Origin of the sequence: uncultured Sphingomonas sp. (assembly GCF_913774285.1) — a bacterium.
Classification (GTDB): Bacteria; Pseudomonadota; Alphaproteobacteria; order Sphingomonadales; family Sphingomonadaceae; genus Sphingomonas.
The window spans coordinates 1-18050 of sequence record NZ_CAJYHX010000023.1 but is presented as its reverse complement, the minus strand read 5'-3'; the positions used below and the strand labels follow the sequence as shown (position 1 = coordinate 18050).

At 68.2% G+C, this 18050-nt stretch carries 17 protein-coding genes; 8 read left to right on the top strand and 9 right to left on the bottom strand.

The annotated features are described in order from the left end of the window. The first annotated feature begins 76 nt into the window (after positions 1–76). The 3 genes from QZ670_RS11430 to QZ670_RS11420 all read left to right on the top strand — a co-directional run bounded on the left by QZ670_RS11430 (position 77) and on the right by QZ670_RS11420 (position 2833). Positions 77–574: a ca2+ sensor protein gene (locus QZ670_RS11430; RefSeq protein WP_294255259.1), complete on the top strand. Its 498-nt coding sequence runs from the start codon at positions 77–79 to the stop codon at positions 572–574. 160 nt (positions 575–734) lie between these two features. After that, entirely contained in the window at positions 735–1454 is a 720-nt protein-coding gene (locus tag QZ670_RS11425; RefSeq protein WP_093294987.1) for a response regulator, read from the top strand. Then, entirely contained in the window at positions 1451–2833 is a 1383-nt protein-coding gene (locus QZ670_RS11420) for an ATP-binding protein (protein WP_294255256.1), read from the top strand. The genes QZ670_RS11425 and QZ670_RS11420 overlap by 4 nt, the downstream gene beginning before the upstream one ends. 188 nt (positions 2834–3021) lie before the next feature. Here QZ670_RS11420 and ndk read toward each other — a convergent pair whose 3' ends face one another. Together ndk and QZ670_RS11410 are read right to left on the bottom strand one after the other, a co-directional pair. Then, positions 3022–3444, bottom strand: a complete 423-nt coding sequence (ndk, locus tag QZ670_RS11415) for a nucleoside-diphosphate kinase (protein ID WP_093294983.1) — start codon at positions 3442–3444, stop codon at positions 3022–3024. 74 nt (positions 3445–3518) lie between these two features. Further along, positions 3519–3959 (bottom strand): DNA polymerase III subunit chi, encoded by a 441-nt coding sequence (locus tag QZ670_RS11410; protein ID WP_294255253.1) that lies wholly within the window; start codon positions 3957–3959, stop codon positions 3519–3521. Positions 3960–4097: 138 nt separating this feature from the next. On the opposite strand from QZ670_RS11410, the gene lptD reads away from it, so the two are divergent. From lptD to rsmA, 4 genes are all read left to right on the top strand, one after another. Next, a complete protein-coding gene (gene lptD, locus QZ670_RS11405) occupies positions 4098–6386 on the top strand; it encodes an LPS assembly protein LptD (RefSeq protein WP_294255328.1) in 2289 nt (762 codons plus the stop codon). Between the two features lie 99 nt (positions 6387–6485). Then, a complete protein-coding gene (locus tag QZ670_RS11400; RefSeq protein WP_294255327.1) occupies positions 6486–7835 on the top strand; it encodes a peptidylprolyl isomerase in 1350 nt (449 codons plus the stop codon). 1 nt (position 7836) lies between these two features. After that, positions 7837–8850 (top strand): 4-hydroxythreonine-4-phosphate dehydrogenase PdxA, encoded by a 1014-nt coding sequence (pdxA, locus tag QZ670_RS11395; RefSeq protein ID WP_294255251.1) that lies wholly within the window; start codon positions 7837–7839, stop codon positions 8848–8850. Next, on the top strand, positions 8847–9668 hold the full coding sequence (gene rsmA, locus QZ670_RS11390) for a 16S rRNA (adenine(1518)-N(6)/adenine(1519)-N(6))-dimethyltransferase RsmA (RefSeq protein WP_294255248.1): 822 nt from the start codon (positions 8847–8849) through the stop codon (positions 9666–9668). The genes pdxA and rsmA overlap by 4 nt, the downstream gene beginning before the upstream one ends. On the opposite strand, the gene QZ670_RS11385 is transcribed toward rsmA, so the two are convergent. From QZ670_RS11385 to QZ670_RS11365, 5 genes are read right to left on the bottom strand one after another with little or no spacing between them, the layout of a single operon-like run. After that, complete coding sequence (locus tag QZ670_RS11385) at positions 9665–11875, bottom strand: hypothetical protein (RefSeq protein ID WP_294255245.1); 2211 nt, start codon at positions 11873–11875, stop codon at positions 9665–9667. The genes rsmA and QZ670_RS11385 overlap by 4 nt on opposite strands. Then, the gene (locus QZ670_RS11380) at positions 11872–12396 is read right to left on the bottom strand and encodes a GNAT family N-acetyltransferase (RefSeq protein ID WP_294255243.1); all 525 of its coding nucleotides are present in this window, start codon (positions 12394–12396) and stop codon (positions 11872–11874) included. Before QZ670_RS11380 ends, QZ670_RS11385 begins: the two co-directional genes overlap by 4 nt. Next, complete coding sequence (locus QZ670_RS11375; RefSeq protein ID WP_294255241.1) at positions 12393–12917, bottom strand: GNAT family N-acetyltransferase; 525 nt, start codon at positions 12915–12917, stop codon at positions 12393–12395. Before QZ670_RS11375 ends, QZ670_RS11380 begins: the two co-directional genes overlap by 4 nt. Then, positions 12914–13900, bottom strand: coding sequence for a porphobilinogen synthase (gene hemB, locus QZ670_RS11370; protein WP_294255240.1), 987 nt, complete (start codon positions 13898–13900; stop codon positions 12914–12916). Before hemB ends, QZ670_RS11375 begins: the two co-directional genes overlap by 4 nt. Continuing rightward, on the bottom strand, positions 13897–14838 hold the full coding sequence (locus QZ670_RS11365) for a histone deacetylase (RefSeq protein ID WP_294255238.1): 942 nt from the start codon (positions 14836–14838) through the stop codon (positions 13897–13899). The genes hemB and QZ670_RS11365 overlap by 4 nt, the downstream gene beginning before the upstream one ends. 78 nt (positions 14839–14916) lie before the next feature. Between QZ670_RS11365 and QZ670_RS11360 the strand changes: the two genes are divergently transcribed. After that, positions 14917–15396, top strand: a complete 480-nt coding sequence (locus tag QZ670_RS11360) for an RNA pyrophosphohydrolase (protein ID WP_294255235.1) — start codon at positions 14917–14919, stop codon at positions 15394–15396. Positions 15397–15402: 6 nt separating this feature from the next. Here the strand turns inward: QZ670_RS11360 and QZ670_RS11355 are convergent, their stop codons facing one another. Together QZ670_RS11355 and QZ670_RS11350 are read right to left on the bottom strand one after the other, a co-directional pair. Continuing rightward, positions 15403–16059, bottom strand: a complete 657-nt coding sequence (locus QZ670_RS11355; RefSeq protein WP_294255232.1) for a hypothetical protein — start codon at positions 16057–16059, stop codon at positions 15403–15405. A 168-nt stretch (positions 16060–16227) separates the two neighbouring features. Then, positions 16228–18050: biotin carboxylase N-terminal domain-containing protein (locus QZ670_RS11350; protein ID WP_294255229.1), on the bottom strand; the 1823-nt coding region annotated here is incomplete at its 5' end.

The window sequence follows — 18050 nt, the reverse complement described above, 5'->3', positions numbered from 1 at the left end:
AGCCTCGCGCGAAACCAGGCCTGTGCCGGGGGTCTGCCCCCGCCCCCGGCATCCCCTTCCTCTCCAGGAGTTTCGGATGCTGAAACGTGTCACCCTCGCCGCGCTCGGGGCCTCGCTGCTCGCAGGCTCGGCGCTTGCCGCCCAAGCCGCGCCGCAGGACGGTCCGCGCGGCCCTCGTCACGATCCGCTCGCCATGGCCGACCAGAACAAGGACGGCGTCGTCACCCGCGACGAGATGCTCGCCAGCGTCGCGACGCACTTCAACGCGATGGACGCCAATCACGACGGCAAGGTCACGCCGGAAGAGCGCGAGGCCTATATGGCGCAGCAGCGTGCGCGGATGGGCGGCCGGATGGCGCCCAAGGGCGACCTCACGCTCGCCGACGCGCAGTCCCGCGCGACCCGCATGTTCGATCGGGTCGATACCAACCATGACGGCAAGATCGACGCTGCCGAGCGGCAGGCTGCGGCACAGAAGATGATGCAGATGCGCCGCGGTGGCGGCTGGCGTGGGCGCCAGGGCCCGCCGGCCGCCGACATGGCGCCCCCGCCTCCTCCGGCCGACGTCAACTGACGCCAGCCGGAGCAGCCGGGCGGGAGGCCGCGGGTGTCGCCGATCCTGTCCCCGTCGGGATCGAATGCGCCTCCCCTGACGCGTCACCGCGATGCCTTGTGGATCTCCTCCCTCCCGCCCGGCTCTTTTCCCCGACGACAAAGGCGCTACCTTGGCAACCATGTCCGAAGTCCCGCACCTGCTGCTTGTCGACGACGAGCGCTCGATCCGCGAGCCGCTCGCGCAATATCTCACCAAGCAGGGCTTCCGCGTCACCCAGGCGGGCGATGCGGAGAGCGCCCGGGCGCGGCTCAACGCCTATGCGATCGATCTGGTGGTGCTCGACATCATGATGCCCGGCGAGGACGGGCTGAGCCTGTGCCGCCATATCCGCGAGACCAGCGAGACGCCGGTGATCCTGCTCACCGCGCGCAGCGAGGAGACCGACCGGATCGTCGGGCTGGAAATGGGCGCCGACGATTATGTCGTGAAGCCGTTCAGCCCGCGCGAGCTCTCCGCCCGGATCAAGGTGGTGTTGCGGCGCTGGTCCGCCGGCGGCGCCAAGCAGCATGCGCCGGAGACCGGTTCCTTCGCCTTCGCTGGCTGGGTGCTGCGCACCGGCGAGCGCACGCTGGTCGATCGCGAGGGCGTGTCGGTGCCGCTGTCGACCGGCGAGTACAATTTGCTCCACGCGCTGGTCACCCGGCCGCGCCAGGTGCTCACCCGCGACCAACTGCTCGACCTGACCCAGGGTCGTGAGGCGGCGGCGTTCGATCGCGCGATCGACAACCAGGTCAGCCGGTTGCGCAAGAAGATCGAGCCCGACGCCAAGAACCCCTCGATCATCAAGACCGTCTGGGGCGGAGGCTATACGCTGGCGGCCGAGGTCACCCGGCTTTGAGGCGGTTCCTGCCCACCAGCCTGATCGCGCGCATCGCCCTGCTGGTCGCCGCGGCGCTGTTCGTCGCCCAGGCGATCAATTTCGGGCTGCTGCTCCATGAGCGGCAAAAGGCGCGGTTCGCGCTGGTGATCGCGCCCGCCACCACCCGCCTCGCCGACGCCGCCGAACGACTGCTCGTCCTTCAGCGCGAGACGCCGCGCCAGCCGGGGGCTGCGAAGAACCGTTTCCTCTCCGATCCGCGCACCCATGTTAGGCTGCATGCCGAGAACCCCTTCGCGAGCGAGACCGATCGACGCCGGCCCGATGTCGAGCGCGATCTTCGCCGCGGCCTGGAGGACGCCGGGCTGCGGGCGGGCACGATCATGGCCGCCCTGCGCCCTGTCGATCCCAAGCGTCTGCTCGATCCCAAGCTCGATCCGCTGCGCGCCGAACGGCTGCGACGGATGGGCGCGGAGATGCTGGTTGCGGTGGAGTTGCCCGGCAAGGGTTGGCTCACCCTCGCGACTCCGTGGCCGCGCACCGAATTCGACCTGATCTGGCAGCTCGCCGCGCAAACGCTGATCCTCTACGTCGTGGTCCTCGTGCCGGTGCTGCTGGTCGGCGGACGGATCGCGCGGCCGTTGCGTACCCTGACCGACGCCGCACGAACCTTCCGCCCCGGCGACGACACCGCCCCGATCCGCGAGCGTGGCCCCAGCGATGTGCGCGCGCTGATCGCCGCGTACAATGCGCTCGGTCGGCGCGTCACCTCGATGCTCGACGAGAAGGATCGCATGCTCGGCGCGATCGGCCACGACCTGCGCACCCCGCTCCAGGCGCTGAGGGTGCGGATCGAATCGGTGGAGGACGAGGACGATCGCGCGCGGATGGTCGACACGGTCGACGAGATGAGCCGGACGCTGGACGACATCCTGTCGCTGGCCCGGCTCGGGCGGCCCAGCGAGCCGAACACCGATGTCGATCTCGGCGCGCTGGTCGATGCGGTGGTCGAGGATTTCCGCGATCTCGACCACGACGTGACCTTCGAGGAGCCCGAGCGGCTCAAGATGCGGCTGCGGCCGACGCTGATGCGCCGCGCGGTGCGCAACCTGATCGAGAATGCGGTGAAATATGGCGGCGGCGCCGAGGTGCGGCTGATCCCCGAAGCCGAGCGGGTGACAATCGAGGTGTGCGATCGCGGGCCCGGCATTCCACAGGACAAGCTGGAGACGGTGTTCAACCCGTTCACCCGGCTGGAACAGTCGCGCAACCGCGATACCGGCGGAATCGGGCTCGGGCTCGCCCTGGCGCGCGCGATCGTCAACGATGCCGGGGGGACCATCGCGCTGGGCAATCGCGACGGTGGCGGGCTGACGGCGACGATCACGCTGCCGCGGTAGGTGTCTCTTCTAAACCCCTCCTCCTTGAAGGAGGGGTCGGGGTGGAGGGATTCCAGAACGCACGTTGGTCTCTGCGAGACACAGCCCCGCCCCAACCCCTCCCCTGAAGGGCAGCGGCTTAGGACAAAGAAAAAGGCCGCGCTCCCCATCGGAAGCGCGGCCCTTTTTCTACCGAAAACCCCGGCCTATCAGCCGACGATTTCTTCCGGCTTGAAGAAGAAGGCGATCTCGATCGCGGCATTCTCTTCCGAGTCCGAACCATGAACCGAGTTTGCTTCGATCGATTCGGCCAGTTCCTTGCGGATCGTGCCCGGCTCGGCGTTCGCCGGGTTGGTCGCGCCCATGATGTCACGGTTGCGCTGCACGGCGTTCTCGCCCTCGAGAACCTGCACGACGACCGGACCCGAGATCATGAACGAGACGAGGTCGTTGAAGAAGGGGCGCTCCTTGTGGACGCCGTAGAAGCCCTCGGCCTGCTCGCGGGTCATCTGGATGCGCTTGGAGGCGACGACGCGCAGGCCAGCCTCTTCCAGCATCTTGGTGACGGCGCCGGTGATGTTGCGGCGGGTGGCATCGGGCTTGATGATCGAAAAGGTCCGGGTCGCGGCCATGGCCGTGCGGCTCCTGTAATTGATGATGGAAGGAAGTGGCGGCTCCCTAGTCCTGCCGCGCCTTCAATGCAAGCTCAGGCGACTTGTGCCCAGCGGCCATTTTCGTCCTGACGCCAATAGCGCCGCTCGACCCCCTCGCGCTCGCCGAGTGCGCGCCAGGCGACGCGCGCCGCGCCGATGCTTTCCTCGTCGAAAAGGTGGAAGGCGCGCTCGAACGCCAGCGCCTCGTCGCGCCACAGACCGTCGACCAGCGCCACGTTGCGGGCGCCGTTGGCGGGTGCAACCGTCTCCGCGATCAACGCCGGCTGCTCGCTGTCCCAGTCGCCGCCCGCCTGGCCGTGCGGCAGGAAGCTCGCCGGCTGGTAGCTCCACAGCAGCTGGTCGATGCGGGTACGCAGCGCCGGATCCTCGGCGACGATCAGCAGCCGCCCGCCGCTGCCCAGCACCTTTTCGGCGATAGACGGCAGCACGCGATCCAGCGGCGCCACGGTAAGGTGATAGAAATCGACCTGCATGCGGGGTCCCTTAGCCCGGATGTGCGTTGGGGCCAACGCGCCTCCCGTTGCGGAGCCGCAATCGCTGCGATAGGGCACGTGGATGCCCGTTGCCGGGGAGTGTCGATAAAGGTGGGAGTTTTCGTGAAGCGCAAGGCCATGTTCTTTCCGGCCGCGCTCGGTCTGTGCCTGTCGGCGCAGGCACGTGCCCAGCAGGTGCCCGATTCGCGTCCCCTGCCCGCCGATCAGGCTGCCGGTGCCGCGCTGCCGGCCGCCGATCTGCAGGACCGCCCGGTCGAACCCGCGCCGCCGCCCACCGACGGACTGCCCGACGATCCCAAGCAGGTCCAGTTCACCGCCGACCAGCTCGATTACGACATGAACAGCGACGTCGTCACCGCCAGCGGCGACGTGCGCATGTACCGCGAGAGCAACCGCCTGCGCGCCGACAAGGTCACCTGGGACCGCCGCACCGGCAAGGTGATGGCCACCGGCAATATCGTCGTCGCCAACCCGCAAGGCGACGCCGCCTATGGCGACAGCATCGAGCTGACCGACACGCTGAAGGATGGCGTCGTCGACAACATGCTGGTCGTGCTGGAAGCTGGCGGCCGCATCGCCGCCGCGCGCGGATCGCGCAACGACGGCGGCGTCATCACCGTGGAGAATGCGGCCTATACCCCCTGTTCGGTCTCCGACAGCTCGGGCTGCCCCAAGGAGCCGTCCTGGAAGATCACCGCCGACCGGGTCGTCTATGATCCGGCCAAGCACCGGCTGCGCTACAAGGGCGCGCGTATCTCGGTCTTCAATTTCGTTACGATCCCGCTGCCGGCCTTCTCGCATCCTGCGGGCGGCCAGAGCGATTCGGGGTTCCTGACGCCCGACGCGCGCTACAGCCGCACCAACGGCCTCCAGCTCGCCTTGCCCTATTTCTTCAGCATCGCGCCCAACCGCGACCTGACCGTCACGCCGCGCGTCTTCTCCGACACGCTGCCAATGCTGCAAGCCGATTACCGCGAGCTCAACAGCCTCGGCGCTTTCCGCCTCCAGGCCTATGGTACCTATAGCCGCCGCGCCGACGACCTCACCGTCACGCCGACCCCGGCGACGCTGCGCAACGACTTCCGCGGCTATCTCGACCTGGTCGGCCGCTACCAGCTCGATCCGAGCTGGGACGTACGCGCCTCGCTCCGCGTCGCGAGCGACCGCACCTTCCTGCGCCGCTACGACATCTCGCGCGACGACCGGCTGCGCAACAACATCGCCATCGAGCGGATCGATGCCGACAGCTATTTCGCGATCAACGCGTGGGCGGTGCAGACGCTGCGGGTCGGCGACCGCCAGGGGCTGCAGCCGGTGGCGCTGCCCGAAATCGATTATCGTCGGAGGCTCGACGACGGGTTGCTCGGCGGCAAGTTCGACCTGCAGGTCAACACGCTGGCGCTCACCCGTACCGGCGGCCAGGATACCCAGCGCGCCTTCACCAGCGCGCAGTGGAGCATCCGGCGCCTGACCAACTGGGGCCAGGAAGTCAGCCTCACCGCCTATACCCGCGGCGATGTCTACAATACCTCGGACACCATCGCGACGACGGTGGCGAGCTATCGCGGCGAGAATGGGTTCCGCTTCCGCGGCATCGCGGCCGGCGCGCTCGACGTGAAATGGCCGTTCGTGGGCGATTTCCTCGGCGGCAGCCAGCGGATCACGCCGCGCGTGCAGATGGTCGTCGCGCCGCACCTCGCGAACATGGATGTCCCCAACGAGGACGCTCGAGCCGTCGATCTCGAGGATTCCAACCTGTTCGCGCTCAACCGCTTCGCCGGCTATGACCGCTTCGAGGATTCGACCCGCTTCACCTATGGCCTCGACTATGCGCTGTATCTGCCGGGTATCAGCGTCGAGGCCAATGTCGGCCAGAGCTACCGCCTGACGACGCGGCCCACGCTGTTCCCGAACGGCACCGGGCTCACCGACCGGATGTCCGATATCGTCGGGCGGACGGTGATCCGCTTCCACGATTTCGTCAGCCTTACCCACCGTTACCGCCTCGACAAGGACGGGCTCGCGGTGCGTCGCAACGAGATCGACATGTCGGTCGGCTCGCGTGCCACCTATGTGACGGTCGGTTATCTGCGGCTCAACCGCAATGTCGATCCGACGCTGGAGGATCTGCAGGATCGCGAGGAGCTTCGCCTCGGCGCGCGCGTGCAGTTCGCACGCTTCTGGTCGCTGTCGGGCTCGACACTGATCGACCTGACCGACAAGCAGGAAGATCCGCTGTCGCTGGCCAACGGCTTCCAGCCGATCCGCCATCGCATCGGGCTGTTCTACGAGGACGATTGCCTCCGCATCGGCACCACCTGGCGGCGCGACTACGCCACCACCGGCGACGCGCAGCGCGGCAACTCCTATCTGCTCACCCTCGCCTTCAAGAACCTCGGCCGCTAGAAGACCCGGTCTGGGGGGATTCGGCGCTAAGCCTTGGTTCAGGCACAATTGCGCTATAAGCGCTGCTTCCCGTTTGAGGATAAGGGTCGTTCTGAAGTGATGATGGGTGTGGGCAGGATTGCGGGAACGGGTGCGAAGTGGCTGGCCGGCGCAGGGCTTGCCGCCCTGGCGACGATGGCGATCGCCCAGACCTCCGCGGGGCAGGACAGCGTGAACAACGGGCTCGATCTGCCGAGCACGCTGGAAATCTTCGGCAAGGCCGATCCGAACGTCCGCAAGCCTACCGCGATCGTGAACGACTATGTGATCACCGGCACCGAGGTCGACCAGCGCGTCGCGCTCGTCACCGGCATGCAGAAGCTCACCCTGAAGCCCGAGGAGCGCGAGCAGCTCAAGCTGGCCATGCTTCGTCAGCTGATCGACGAGACCCTGGAGATCCAGGAGGCCAAGGCCAACGAGATCAAGGTCGATCCGCGCGAAATCGAAAACAGCTTCAGCCGCGTCAGCACGCGCTTTCAGAAAACTCCGGAGCAGATGCGCGCCTGGCTGCGCGAGATCGGCTCGTCCGAGCGCTCGATCAAGCGCCAGATCGAGGCGGAGCTTGCCTGGAGCCGGCTGCTGCGCAAGCGCGTCAACGTGAATGTCGGCGAAACCGAAGTGAAGGCGATGATCGATCGCCTGACCGCCCAGAAGGGCACCGACGAATATCACGTCTACGAGATCTATCAGAACGCCACGCCCGATCGCGCCCAGGAAGTCTCCGCGGGCATGCAGAAGATGATCGAGCAAATGCGGCAGGGCACGCCGTTCGACTATCTCGCCCGCACCTATTCGCAGAGCTCCACCCGCGCCCGCGGCGGCGATCTCGGCTGGATCCAGCCGGCGATGCTGCCCGAGCAGCTCGCCCAGGCGGTGCAGGAAATGCAGCCGGGCCAGGTCGCCGGGCCGATCCCGCTCTCCGCGGGCTTCTCGATCGTGTACCTGGCGGACAAGCACAAGGTCGGCATCTCCGATCCGCGCGACGCCAAGCTGAGCCTTCGCCAGCTGTCGCTCGCCTTCGCCAAGGGCACCACCGAGGCACAGGCGAGCACCCGAGCTGCCTCGTTCGCCAAGGCGACCCAGGCGATCCGCGGGTGCGGCGACGTGAACAAGGTCGCCTCGGCCGAGGGCGCCGAAGTGGTCGATCGCGACAATATCGTCATCAAGGACCTGCCGCCGGCGCTGCAGAACCTGATCCTGCCGCTCCAGGTCGGTCAGGCGACCCAGCCCTTCGGCTCGATCGAGGATGGCGTGCGCGTGCTGGTGATCTGCGGCCGTGACGATCCCCCTGCGGCCAACACCCCGTCGGTAGAGCAGGTGCAAGAGCAGCTCGAGGACCAGCGCGTCAACCTGCGCGCCGAGCGCATGCTGCGCGACCTGCGCCGCGACGCACTGATCGAATATCGCTGACGTGCGCGTCGGGGATCTTACCCCGCCGCCGCTCGCCGTCGCCATGGGGGATTCGGCGGGCATCGGGCCGGAGATTACCGCCAAGGCGTGGGACAAGCGCGAGGCCGAGGAACTGAGAACGTTCTTCGCCGTCGGCGACCCCGCGGCCGTGCGCGCGGTATGGGACGGCCCGATCGCCACGATCGGTGACCCGCGCGAGGCGTTTGCCGTGTTCGACGAAGCGCTGCCGGTGCTGCCGATCGGCGATACCGGCCCGGTCGTGCCTGGAACGCCAACGCTTGCCTCTGCCCATGTCGCGCTCCAGTCGCTCGAAGTCGCGACGGGACTGGCCAGCGCCGGGGCTGCATGGGGGTTGGTGACCGGCCCGGTCTCGAAGGCACAGCTCTACGCGATCGGCTTCACCCATCCCGGCCAGACCGAGTTCGTCGCCGAACGCTGCGGCATCACGGCCGACAACGCCGTGATGATGCTCGCGGGACCGACGCTGCGGGTGGTGCCGATCACGGTGCATGTGCCGCTGGCGGCGGTCCCCTCGCTGATCAGCGTCGAGCTGATCGTCGCGAAGGGCCGCGTCACCGCACGCGGGCTGCAACGCAATTTCGGCATTGCCAACCCGCGGCTCGCCTTTGCGGGGCTCAACCCGCATGCGGGCGAAGGCGGTGCGATCGGCGTCGAGGAAATCGAGGTGCTGGCACCGGCGATCGAACAGCTCCGCGCTGAGGGGATCGATGCCAGCGGGCCCTACGCTGCCGACACGCTGTTCCATGCCCGCGCCCGCGCCGGTTACGACGCGGCGCTGTGCCTCTACCACGACCAGGCGCTGATCCCGATTAAGACGCTCCATTTCGACGACGGCGTGAACATGACGCTGGGCCTACCGATCGTGCGTACCTCGCCGGACCATGGCACCGCCTTCGGCATCGCCGGGCAGAACGTGGCGCATCCGGGTGCGATGATCGCCGCCATTCGCATGGCCGCCAGCGCCGCGCGGCACCGGATGACGGCGGCGGCGTGACTCCCCTCCCCCCGCTCCGCGACGTCATCACCAAGTTCGGACTGAGCGCCAGCAAGGCGCTGGGCCAGAACTTCCTGTTCGACGGCCAACTGCTCGGCCGCATCGCCAAGGTGCCCGGCGACCTTGCCGGCGCCGAGGTGTTCGAAGTCGGCCCAGGCCCCGGCGGCCTGACCCGCGCGCTGCTCCAGGCGGGGGCGAGCGTCACCGCCGTCGAGCGCGATCGCCGCTGCATTCCCGCGCTGGAGGAACTGGGCGGCTATTTCCCCGACAAGCTCCGCGTGATCGAGGGCGATGCGCTCGAGGTCGACGCCCCCGCGCTCTTCGCGGGTAAGCCGCACGTCGTCGCCAACCTGCCCTACAATGTCGGCACCGCGCTGCTGGTCGGCTGGCTCTCCGCGGAGTGGCAGCCCTGGTGGGCGAGCCTGACGCTGATGTTCCAGAAGGAAGTCGCCGAGCGTATCGTCGCCCAGGCCGGCACCGAGCATTATGGCCGCCTGGCGGTGCTCGCCCAGTGGCGAAGTACGCCGCGGATCGCGATGAACGTCCATCGCTCGGCCTTCACCCCGCCGCCCAAGGTGATGTCGGCGGTGGTGCACATCGTCCCCGGCGCGGCGCCCGAGGGCGTGCAACTCCGCATTCTGGAGGCGGTGACGGCCGCGGCCTTCGGCCAGCGCCGCAAAATGCTGCGCCAGAGCCTCAAGTCGGTCCCGGGCGCGCTGGCCGCACTGGAGGCCCTCGGCATCGATGCTAGCCGCCGGGCCGAAACGGTGAGTGTCGCCGAGTTCGTCGCGATCGCGCGCGAACTCGGGCGCGCCTAGTCTCCGGCCGAGCGGAACAGCCGCAGCACCGGTACCAGCGAGGCGTGATCGTCGGTCCAGCCGGTGAAGCCGGGCTGCGCGACGAGCGCTCGCCATTCGCCGCTGCGCGCCTTGAGCGCCGCCAGCACCCGCGGCGAGCGGCTGAGCGCGATCCAGTCCGATACCGCCCCCTCGTCCTGCCGCTCAAGCGCACTCGGCACATGCACCAGCCGCAGCCCCTTCCAGCCGCCAGCCTTGGCCGCTCCCGCCACCACCGGTCCAAGCGCGAGGAAGCGATTGGAGATATGGACGAGCAGCAGGCCTTCGGGCGCTAGCACGCGGCCATAGGTCGCAAACGCCTCGGCCGTCATCAGGTGCATCGGCACCGCGTCCGAGGAGAAGGCATCGAGCGCGAGCAGGTCGAGGCTCGCCGGCGCGAGTTCGCTCAGTCGCAGCCGCGCGTCGCCGACGGAGAGTTTGGCCTGCGGGGCACATAGGCGCAGGAAGCTGAACTTGCCGGAATCGCGGGCGAGATGGACGACCGCCGGGTCAATCTCAAAGAAGCGCCACGACTGGCCGGGCTTGGCATAGCAGGCCAGCGTGCCGGTCCCGAGCCCGACGACACCGATGCGCGCGTCCGGACCGTACAGTTCAGGCGCCGCGAGCATCGCCTGCCCCACACCCGACCCGGCCTGGTAATAGGTTGTCGGCCGTGTCGCCCGGGCACCTTTGAGCTGCACGCCGTGCACGGTGGTGCCGTGTGACAGCCGGCGCTGGTCAGCCTGGTCGCTGACGGTATAGACACCGAAATAGCTCCGGGTGCGCGCGCCGCTGAGCGATGTTTCGATCGCCGTATAGCCGCCAAAAAGGAACAGCCCGCCTGCCAGCGCGACGGCGAACGGCCAGCGCCCGCCGATCGTCACCAATCCGATCACCGCCACCGCGACGAATCCCAGCTGGATCTGGATGGGCCCGAGCAACTGCACGTGCAGCGCGAGGATCACGATCGCCGCCACCGCCGCGCTCAGCACCAGCCCGACGGGCAGCCGATAGCGGCTCGCCCACAGCCGCGCGAACTCGCTGGTCAGCGCGCGCTGCGGGATCAGCAGCCCGGCGGCGAGGATCAGCAGCGGATATTCATAGGTCCAGTCGAACAGCACCGGCGCCAGCAACCCTGAGAACACCCCACCCAGGGCACCGCCCACCGCCATGGCGAGATAGAAGCCGGTCAGCCGTTCGGGAGCCGGCCGCAGCGCATAGAGCCGGGCATGGCAGGCAACCGCAACGGCGAAGAGCAGCACGAGGCCGATCAGCGCGTTGAAATAGGCCAGCCGCGAGTCCCCGGCGACCAGCGTCGCGCCGAACAACAGCAGCACCAGCGGCACGCAGCGTTCGAGCAGATCGTCGAGCAGCGCCGAGCTGCGGAAGGCGACGGGGAAGCTCAGCAGGTACAGCCCCAGCGGCAGCACCCAGAGCAACGGGACGGCGACGATGTCTGTGGTTAGGAAGGTGGTCGTCGCCAGCATCAACCCCGAGGGAACGAGGGCGAGCACGATCCACCGCGCCCAGTCGCGCGCCACCGTCGCGGGGCGGTCGATATGCAGTGCGGCCAGTGGCTCGCGCTTCGGCAAGCGGCTGGCGCAGGCGAGCACCAGCAGCGCCACCACCGCATAGCCGATCGTCCACAGCCAGCTCTGGCTGCGCAGCCGCAGCAGCGGCTCGACCAGGAGCGGATAGGCAAGCAGCCCCGCAAAGCTGCCGATGTTCGAGGCGGCATAGAGCGCATAGGGATCGCGCCCATGGCTCGCCACCGCGTACCAGCGCTGGAGCAGCGGGGCCTGCGCCGAGATGGCGAGGAATAGCGGCCCGATCGCTGCGACGAGCAGCCACGGCACCCATAAGGCTGGCTCGGCGCCTGCCGGCACCTGCATCGTGCCCAGCCCGATCGGCAGCCACAGCGCGGCGAAGGCTAGGAAGCCGAGATGCACGCCCGCCTGGGTCCGCACGCGGAACCGTCCCAACCAATGCGCATAGCCGTATCCGACCAGCAGCAACGCCTGGTAGACGAGCATCGCCGAATTCCACACCGCCGGCGCACCGCCGAGCCGCGGCAGGGCCATGCGCGCCACCATCGGCTGGATCAGGAACAGCAGGAACGAGCCGCCGAGGATCGCCGCGACGAACCAAGCGCGCGGCGCGCCGCCAGCCTGCGGATGTGGATCGGTCACGGGCGGAGAATGCGATAGGTGCGATGGCGTCGGAGCGCGGGAATGGCAGCCGGATGGTCGAAATCGGCATGCAGCGCGCGCTGCATGCCGAGCCGCTCCATCAAGCTCCAGCTGCGCACATTTTCCTCCGCCGTGATCGCCGCGACGCCAGGCATGTCGAGATGCTGCCAGCCCCAGGCGAGGCTCGCGCGTGCGGCCTCGGCGGCGTAACCCTGCCCCCAATGGTCCACGGCGAGCCGCCAGCCGATCTCGATCTCGCCCTCGATCGGGGTGCCGGCTGCGCCCGGCTTGAGCCCGCAAAAGCCGAGGAAGCGGCCGTCCTCCCGCCGTTCGATCGCCCAAAAGCAATGACCATGGCTGGCGAGTAGACCGATCTGCCGATCGATTCCCGCATCGCTCTCGGCGCGCGATTGCACGGGGCCGATATAGGCCATAACGCGCGGGTCGCTGCACATCGCATGGAACGGCGCGCGATCGGCATCGGCCCAGCCGCGCAGGATGAGTCGGTCGGTCTCGATCATGGGCGTGCGATGGCGAAGGCGACGCTGGGGCGCAAGCGATGCCCTTCCGGCTGCACCGGGTGCTCGAAATCGGCGAACCAGGCCATGCCCAGCCGCTCCATCAGCGCACGGCTCGCCAGGTTGCAGGCCGCGGTGATCGCGACAACCCGCGGCGCCGTGCGATGCGCCCAGGCCCAGTCGAGGCTGGCCGCGGCGGCCTCGCGGGCATAACCCCTCCCCCAATGGGCCCGCGCAAACATCCAGCCAATCTCCAGTTCGCCCGCGATCGGCGTGTCGGGAGCCCCCGGCTTCAGGCCGCAAAAGCCCAGCACCACACCGTCTTCCCGTCGTTCGACCACCTGGAAGCCGAGGCCATGGCTCGGCCCATAGCCGAGATGCCGGGCGATCGTCGCACGGCTATGCGCGGGGGTCTTCACCGGCCCGAGGTCGCGCATCACCTCCGGATCGCTCCACATCGCGTGGAGCGCCTCGAAGTCGCGCGGCTCGGGCGGCCGCAACAGCAGCCGCGCCGTCTCGATCACGCGCCGAGCAGCCGTGCCGCCAGAGGGGCATGATAGGTCAGCACGCCCGAACAACCCGCCCGCTTGAACGCCATCAACGTCTCCAGCACCAACGCCTCGCGATCGCCAGCGCCGACCGCGGCAGCCGCCTCGATCATGGCATATTCGCCGGAGACCTGGTAGGCAAATACAGGTACTTCGAAGGCGCTCTTCACGCGCGTGACGATGTCGAGATAGGGCAGGCCCGGCTTGACCATCACGCTGTCCGCGCCCTCGGCCAGGTCGAGGGCCACTTCGCGCAGCGCTTCCTCGGCGTTGGCCGGGTCCATCTGATAGGTCTTCTTGTCGCCCTTCAGCAGCCCGCGGCTGCCCACGGCGTCCCGGAAGGGCCCGTAAAAGGCGCTCGCATATTTGGCGGCATAGGCCATGATCTGGACATTGACATGACCGTCCCCTTCCAGCGCAGCGCGGATCTGGCCGACGCGGCCGTCCATCATGTCGCTGGGCGCGACGATATCGGCCCCCGCCTGCGCCTGGACCAGCGCCTGCTCGACCAGCACTGCCGAGGTTTCGTCGTTGAGGACATAGCCGGCAGCGTCGACGATGCCGTCATGGCCGTGGCTGGTATAGGGATCGAGCGCGACGTCGGTCAGCACGCCCACTTCGGGAACCGCGTCCTTGATCGCGCGGATCGCGCGGCACATCAGATTGTTCGGATTGACCGCCTCACGGCCGTCCTCCGTGCGCAAGGCGTGTGGCGTATTGGGGAACAGCGCGAGGCAGGGAATGCCGAGGTCGCGCGCCTCGCGCGCACGGTCGACGATGCCGGCCAGGCTCCAGCGCGAGACGCCGGGGAGCGCCGCGATCGGCTCCTCTTCCGTACCTTCGGTCACGAACACCGGCCAGATCAGGTCGGCGGGGGTGAGCACGGTTTCAGCGTGGAGACGACGGCTCCAGGCCGAAGCCCGGGAGCGGCGGAGGCGAAGCGCGGGATATTGGCTCATGCGGCGTCAGATGCGCCCTGATTGCGTGCGTTGCAAGCGTCGCCGAGCGCCGCCGCGCCTAGCGTGAGGATAGACGTGGCGTGCCGCTGCGCCACCTCCAGCGCATCACTGCCATAGCCGCCGCCCAGCGTGCTGGCGAAGGGAATGCCACGCCGTCGCAGCGTCTCCGCCACCCAGCGATCGCGTGCGACCAGCCCCGCCCCGCTCAGCCCCAGCCTCCCCAGCCGGTCGTCTGCGAACGGGTCGACGCCGGCTTGGTACAGCACCAGGTCGGGATCGAACTGGGCGAGCAGCGGCAGCAGCGTTGCCTCCAGTGTTTCGAGATAGGCATCATCTCCGGTGCCGTCGGCAAGACCGACATCGAGAGTCGAGCGGGCCTTGCGGACCGGAAAGTTCTTTTCGGCGTGGATCGAATAGGTGGCGATGTCCGACCGGCCGGCGGTCAGCGCCGCCGTGCCATCGCCTTGGTGCACGTCGCAGTCGACGATCAGCACGCGGGCGGCATGCCCCTCCTCCGTCAGGCGTACCGCGGCAATGGCGAGATCGTTGAACACGCAATAGCCGGCGCCGGTATCTGCCAGTGCATGGTGGCTGCCACCCGCACTGTTCGCCGCATACCCCTCTGCCTGCGCGATGCGCGCGGCGAGGAAGGTGCCGCCGGGCACCCGCTCCGATCGACGCGCAACGGCGGGCGTGACCGGGAAGCCGATACGGCGCGTCTTGTGCGGCGGCACGCGCGCCTCCAGCACCTCGGCGACATAGTCGGGGTCGTGCACCGCCTCCAGCCAACGCGACGGCATTGCTTCGGGCGCATGCCAGGTGATGCGCGCGCCCGTGGCCTGCAGCAGGTCACGCACCAGCCCGTTCTTGTTCCACAGATAGGCGCTACCTGCCGGGGCCGGCGCGACATAATCGGGATGGTGGACAACGGGGATCACTCGGACAATCTAGGAAGCCGCTGCCGCGATCGAAAGACGGCCCTTCCGTCAGGTCCCGAGCCACTTTAGGGAGGCACGATGACCGATCCCGCTTCGCTACCCTATCGCCCCTGTGCCGGCGTGATGCTGCTCAATCGCGACGGCCGTGTCTTCGTCGGCCAGCGGCTCGATTCAACGCTGGAGGCCTGGCAGATGCCGCAGGGCGGGATCGATCCGGGCGAGGACGCGCTGGAAGCCGCGTTTCGCGAACTTTGGGAAGAGACCGGCGTCGCCCGCCACCATGCCGAACTGATCGCCGAGGCGCCGGAAGAGCTGCAATACGATCTGCCCGACGACCTGATCGGCAAGGTGTGGAAGGGCAAGTGGCGCGGCCAGCGGCAGCGCTGGTTCCTGCTGCGCTTCCTCGGCGAGGACGGCGATATCGATATCGCGACGGCCCATCCCGAATTTCGCGCCTGGCGCTGGTCCGACCCGGCCGACCTTCCCGAGCTGATCGTACCGTTCAAGCGTGCGCTGTATACGCGGCTACTGGAGCTGTTCGCGCCGCACCTCGGCTGAGCGCGATTAGGCGGCGCGGCGCGCCGGCATCACCGCGAATGACAGGCCGGTGATCGTGCCCAGCAAGACGCCGGAAACCACACCGCCGACCAGCCCGCGGATCGCGATCTCGAGGCTGCTCGGCTCGGCACTGCCGACCGAGGCAGCGACATAGATGCAGGGCAGCGCGGCGCCCCAGCCGATCGCGCTCACGGCGACCCACCAATGCACCTGACCGGCGGCGCGGTAGAGCACGAGCGCCTGTGCCGCGCCGAACAACACCCCCAGCCCCAGCCCGAAACCGGCAGCCGCGACGGCGGTCTGGAATAAGGTTTCCACGGGCGGCAGCAGCGGATCGCCGTCCAGCGGCGGAAACACGGCGTACCAGGCACCGATCGACCAGACGAGGAGGCCGACCAGCGTTGTCGCCCCCACCCACGCGCGCAGGTCCAGCGCCGGAAACTGTCGCCGCAACGCCCAGCCCTGGAGCAGCCCGAGCGTCAGCCCCTGGATCAGCCCGCTGAGCGCCTTGGCGAAGAAGACGAGCCATTCGGCGGTCACACCCACCGGTACCGGATCATAGCGATCGACGGTCACCCACCAAAGCGCCGCCGCACCGATGCCCAGCAGTTCACCCGCCGCGCACGCCTCGATCCAGCGGGTGAAGCCATCCTCTTCCTGCACGTTGCCATCCTTTGGGGGCGCGCGGTCTTCGGGGGGTGAACCGTCGAGCGCCCCTTTGTATCGCGATTGAGACACGAGTTTCCCAATCGCCACAAGCCCGGAAACGGCAGAAGGGCAATCACTAAGTCGCTACGTCACCGTATCGATGTGAGACGTATCGCCCCTAATTTACTCAAATTCCAGGATTGCGGCATCGACCGCGAGGCTGTCTCCCGGCACGAAATGGGCGTGCTTGACGACACCAGCCCGCTCGGCGCGCAGGATGTTCTCCATCTTCATCGCCTCGATCACCGCCAGCGCCTGCCCGGCCTCCACCTTGTCGCCCGGCTGGACGTGGAGCCGGGTGAGCAGTCCCGGCATCGGTGCCAGCAGGAAGCGGCTCATGTCCGGCGGCACCTTCTCGATCATGTGCGCGCGGTACTGCGCGACATGCGGCGGCAGCACCTCGACGAGATGCGCGGCGCCGTGCGCGGTGAGCTTCCAGCCGGTGCGGGTACGATCGACGGCCGTCGCGAATGCCTCGCCGTCGATCCGGGCGACGAACTGCGGATCGCCCGCGCGCCAGTGGCCGGAGACTTCCAGCGGGGCCTCGTCGCTCGACAGGTTCACCAGCAACCCGGTGTCGCAGCCATCGACGGTCACCTTGAACTGGTGCTCGCCGATCCGCACCGAGCGCTCGGTAGACAGCGCCACATCGCCGAGCTGGCCAGAGATTTCCGCGGCCCGCGCCGTGCGGGCGAGATCGAGCACCACTGCGACGGCAGCGAGCTTGCGCACCAGTTGCTCGTCCGCCGGCGCACCGTGGAAGCCCTCGGGATATTCCTCGGTGATGAAGCCGGTGGTGAGTTCGCCCGAGCGGAAGCGCGGGTGCTGCATGATCGCCGAGAGGAAATCGATGTTGTGGCCGATGCCGTCGATGCGGAAGCGATCGAGCGCCTGCACCTGCAGGTCCGCCGCTTCGTCGCGCGTCGGCGCCCAGGTGATCAGCTTGGCGATCATCGGATCGTAGAACATGCTGATCTCGGAGCCTTCGGTCACGCCATCGTCGACGCGGATGTAGCCCTGCCCCGCCTTCTCCACGGTCGGCGGACGGTAGCGCACCAGCCGGCCGGTGCTCGGCAGGAAGCCGCGATAGGGATCCTCGGCATAGACGCGGTTCTCGATCGCCCAGCCATCGAGCTTCACCTCGTCCTGCGTGAAAGAGAGCTTCTCGCCGGCCGCCACGCGAATCATCTGCTCGACCAGATCAAGGTCCGTGATCGCCTCGGTCACCGGATGCTCCACCTGAAGCCGGGTGTTCATCTCGAGAAAGTAGAAGCCCTGCCCCGTCTTGTCGGCGCCCGAGACGATCAGCTCGACCGTACCCGCGCTATAATAGCCGACCGCGCGGGCCAGCGCGACCGCTTGCTCGCCCATCGCCTTGCGCATTTCGGGCGTGACGAAGGGCGACGGCGCTTCCTCGACGACCTTCTGGTGGCGGCGCTGGATCGAGCATTCGCGCTCGTTCAGGTAGACGATGTTGCCGTGCTGGTCGCCCAGCACCTGGATCTCGATGTGGCGCGGGCTCTCGATGAACTTCTCGATGAACACGCGGTCGTCGCCGAAGCTGGCCAGCCCCTCGCGCTTGGTCGCCTCGAAGCCTTCGCGCACGTCCTGCTCGCTGTAAGCCAGCCGCATGCCCTTGCTGCCGCCGCCCGCCGACGCCTTCATCATGACGGGATAGCCGATGTCGCCGGCGATGCGGACGGCATCGTCGGTGTCGGCGATCTCGCCCAGGAAGCCGGGCACGACGTTGACGCCGGCTTCCTTCGCCAGCTTCTTCGACTCGATTTTGTCGCCCATTGCGGCGATCGCGTTCGGCGGCGGGCCGACGAACGCAATGCCGGCGTCGGCACAGGCGCGCGCGAAGCTCTCGCGCTCGTACAGGAAGCCGTAACCGGGATGGATGCAGTCCGCGCCCGTGGCTTTCGCGGCGGCAAGGATCAGCTCGG

Coding starts and splice junctions, on each gene's coding strand:
- QZ670_RS11430 (WP_294255259.1), top strand. CDS start 77: ATGCTGAAACGTGTCACCCTCGCCGCGCTCGGGGCCTCGCTGCTCGCA.
- QZ670_RS11425 (WP_093294987.1), top strand. CDS start 735: ATGTCCGAAGTCCCGCACCTGCTGCTTGTCGACGACGAGCGCTCGATC.
- ndk (WP_093294983.1), bottom strand. CDS start 3,444: ATGGCCGCGACCCGGACCTTTTCGATCATCAAGCCCGATGCCACCCGC.
- QZ670_RS11410 (WP_294255253.1), bottom strand. CDS start 3,959: ATGCAGGTCGATTTCTATCACCTTACCGTGGCGCCGCTGGATCGCGTG.
- lptD (WP_294255328.1), top strand. CDS start 4,098: ATGTTCTTTCCGGCCGCGCTCGGTCTGTGCCTGTCGGCGCAGGCACGT.
- QZ670_RS11400 (WP_294255327.1), top strand. CDS start 6,486: ATGATGGGTGTGGGCAGGATTGCGGGAACGGGTGCGAAGTGGCTGGCC.
- QZ670_RS11380 (WP_294255243.1), bottom strand. CDS start 12,396: ATGATCGAGACCGACCGACTCATCCTGCGCGGCTGGGCCGATGCCGAT.
- hemB (WP_294255240.1), bottom strand. CDS start 13,900: ATGAGCCAATATCCCGCGCTTCGCCTCCGCCGCTCCCGGGCTTCGGCC.
- QZ670_RS11360 (WP_294255235.1), top strand. CDS start 14,917: ATGACCGATCCCGCTTCGCTACCCTATCGCCCCTGTGCCGGCGTGATG.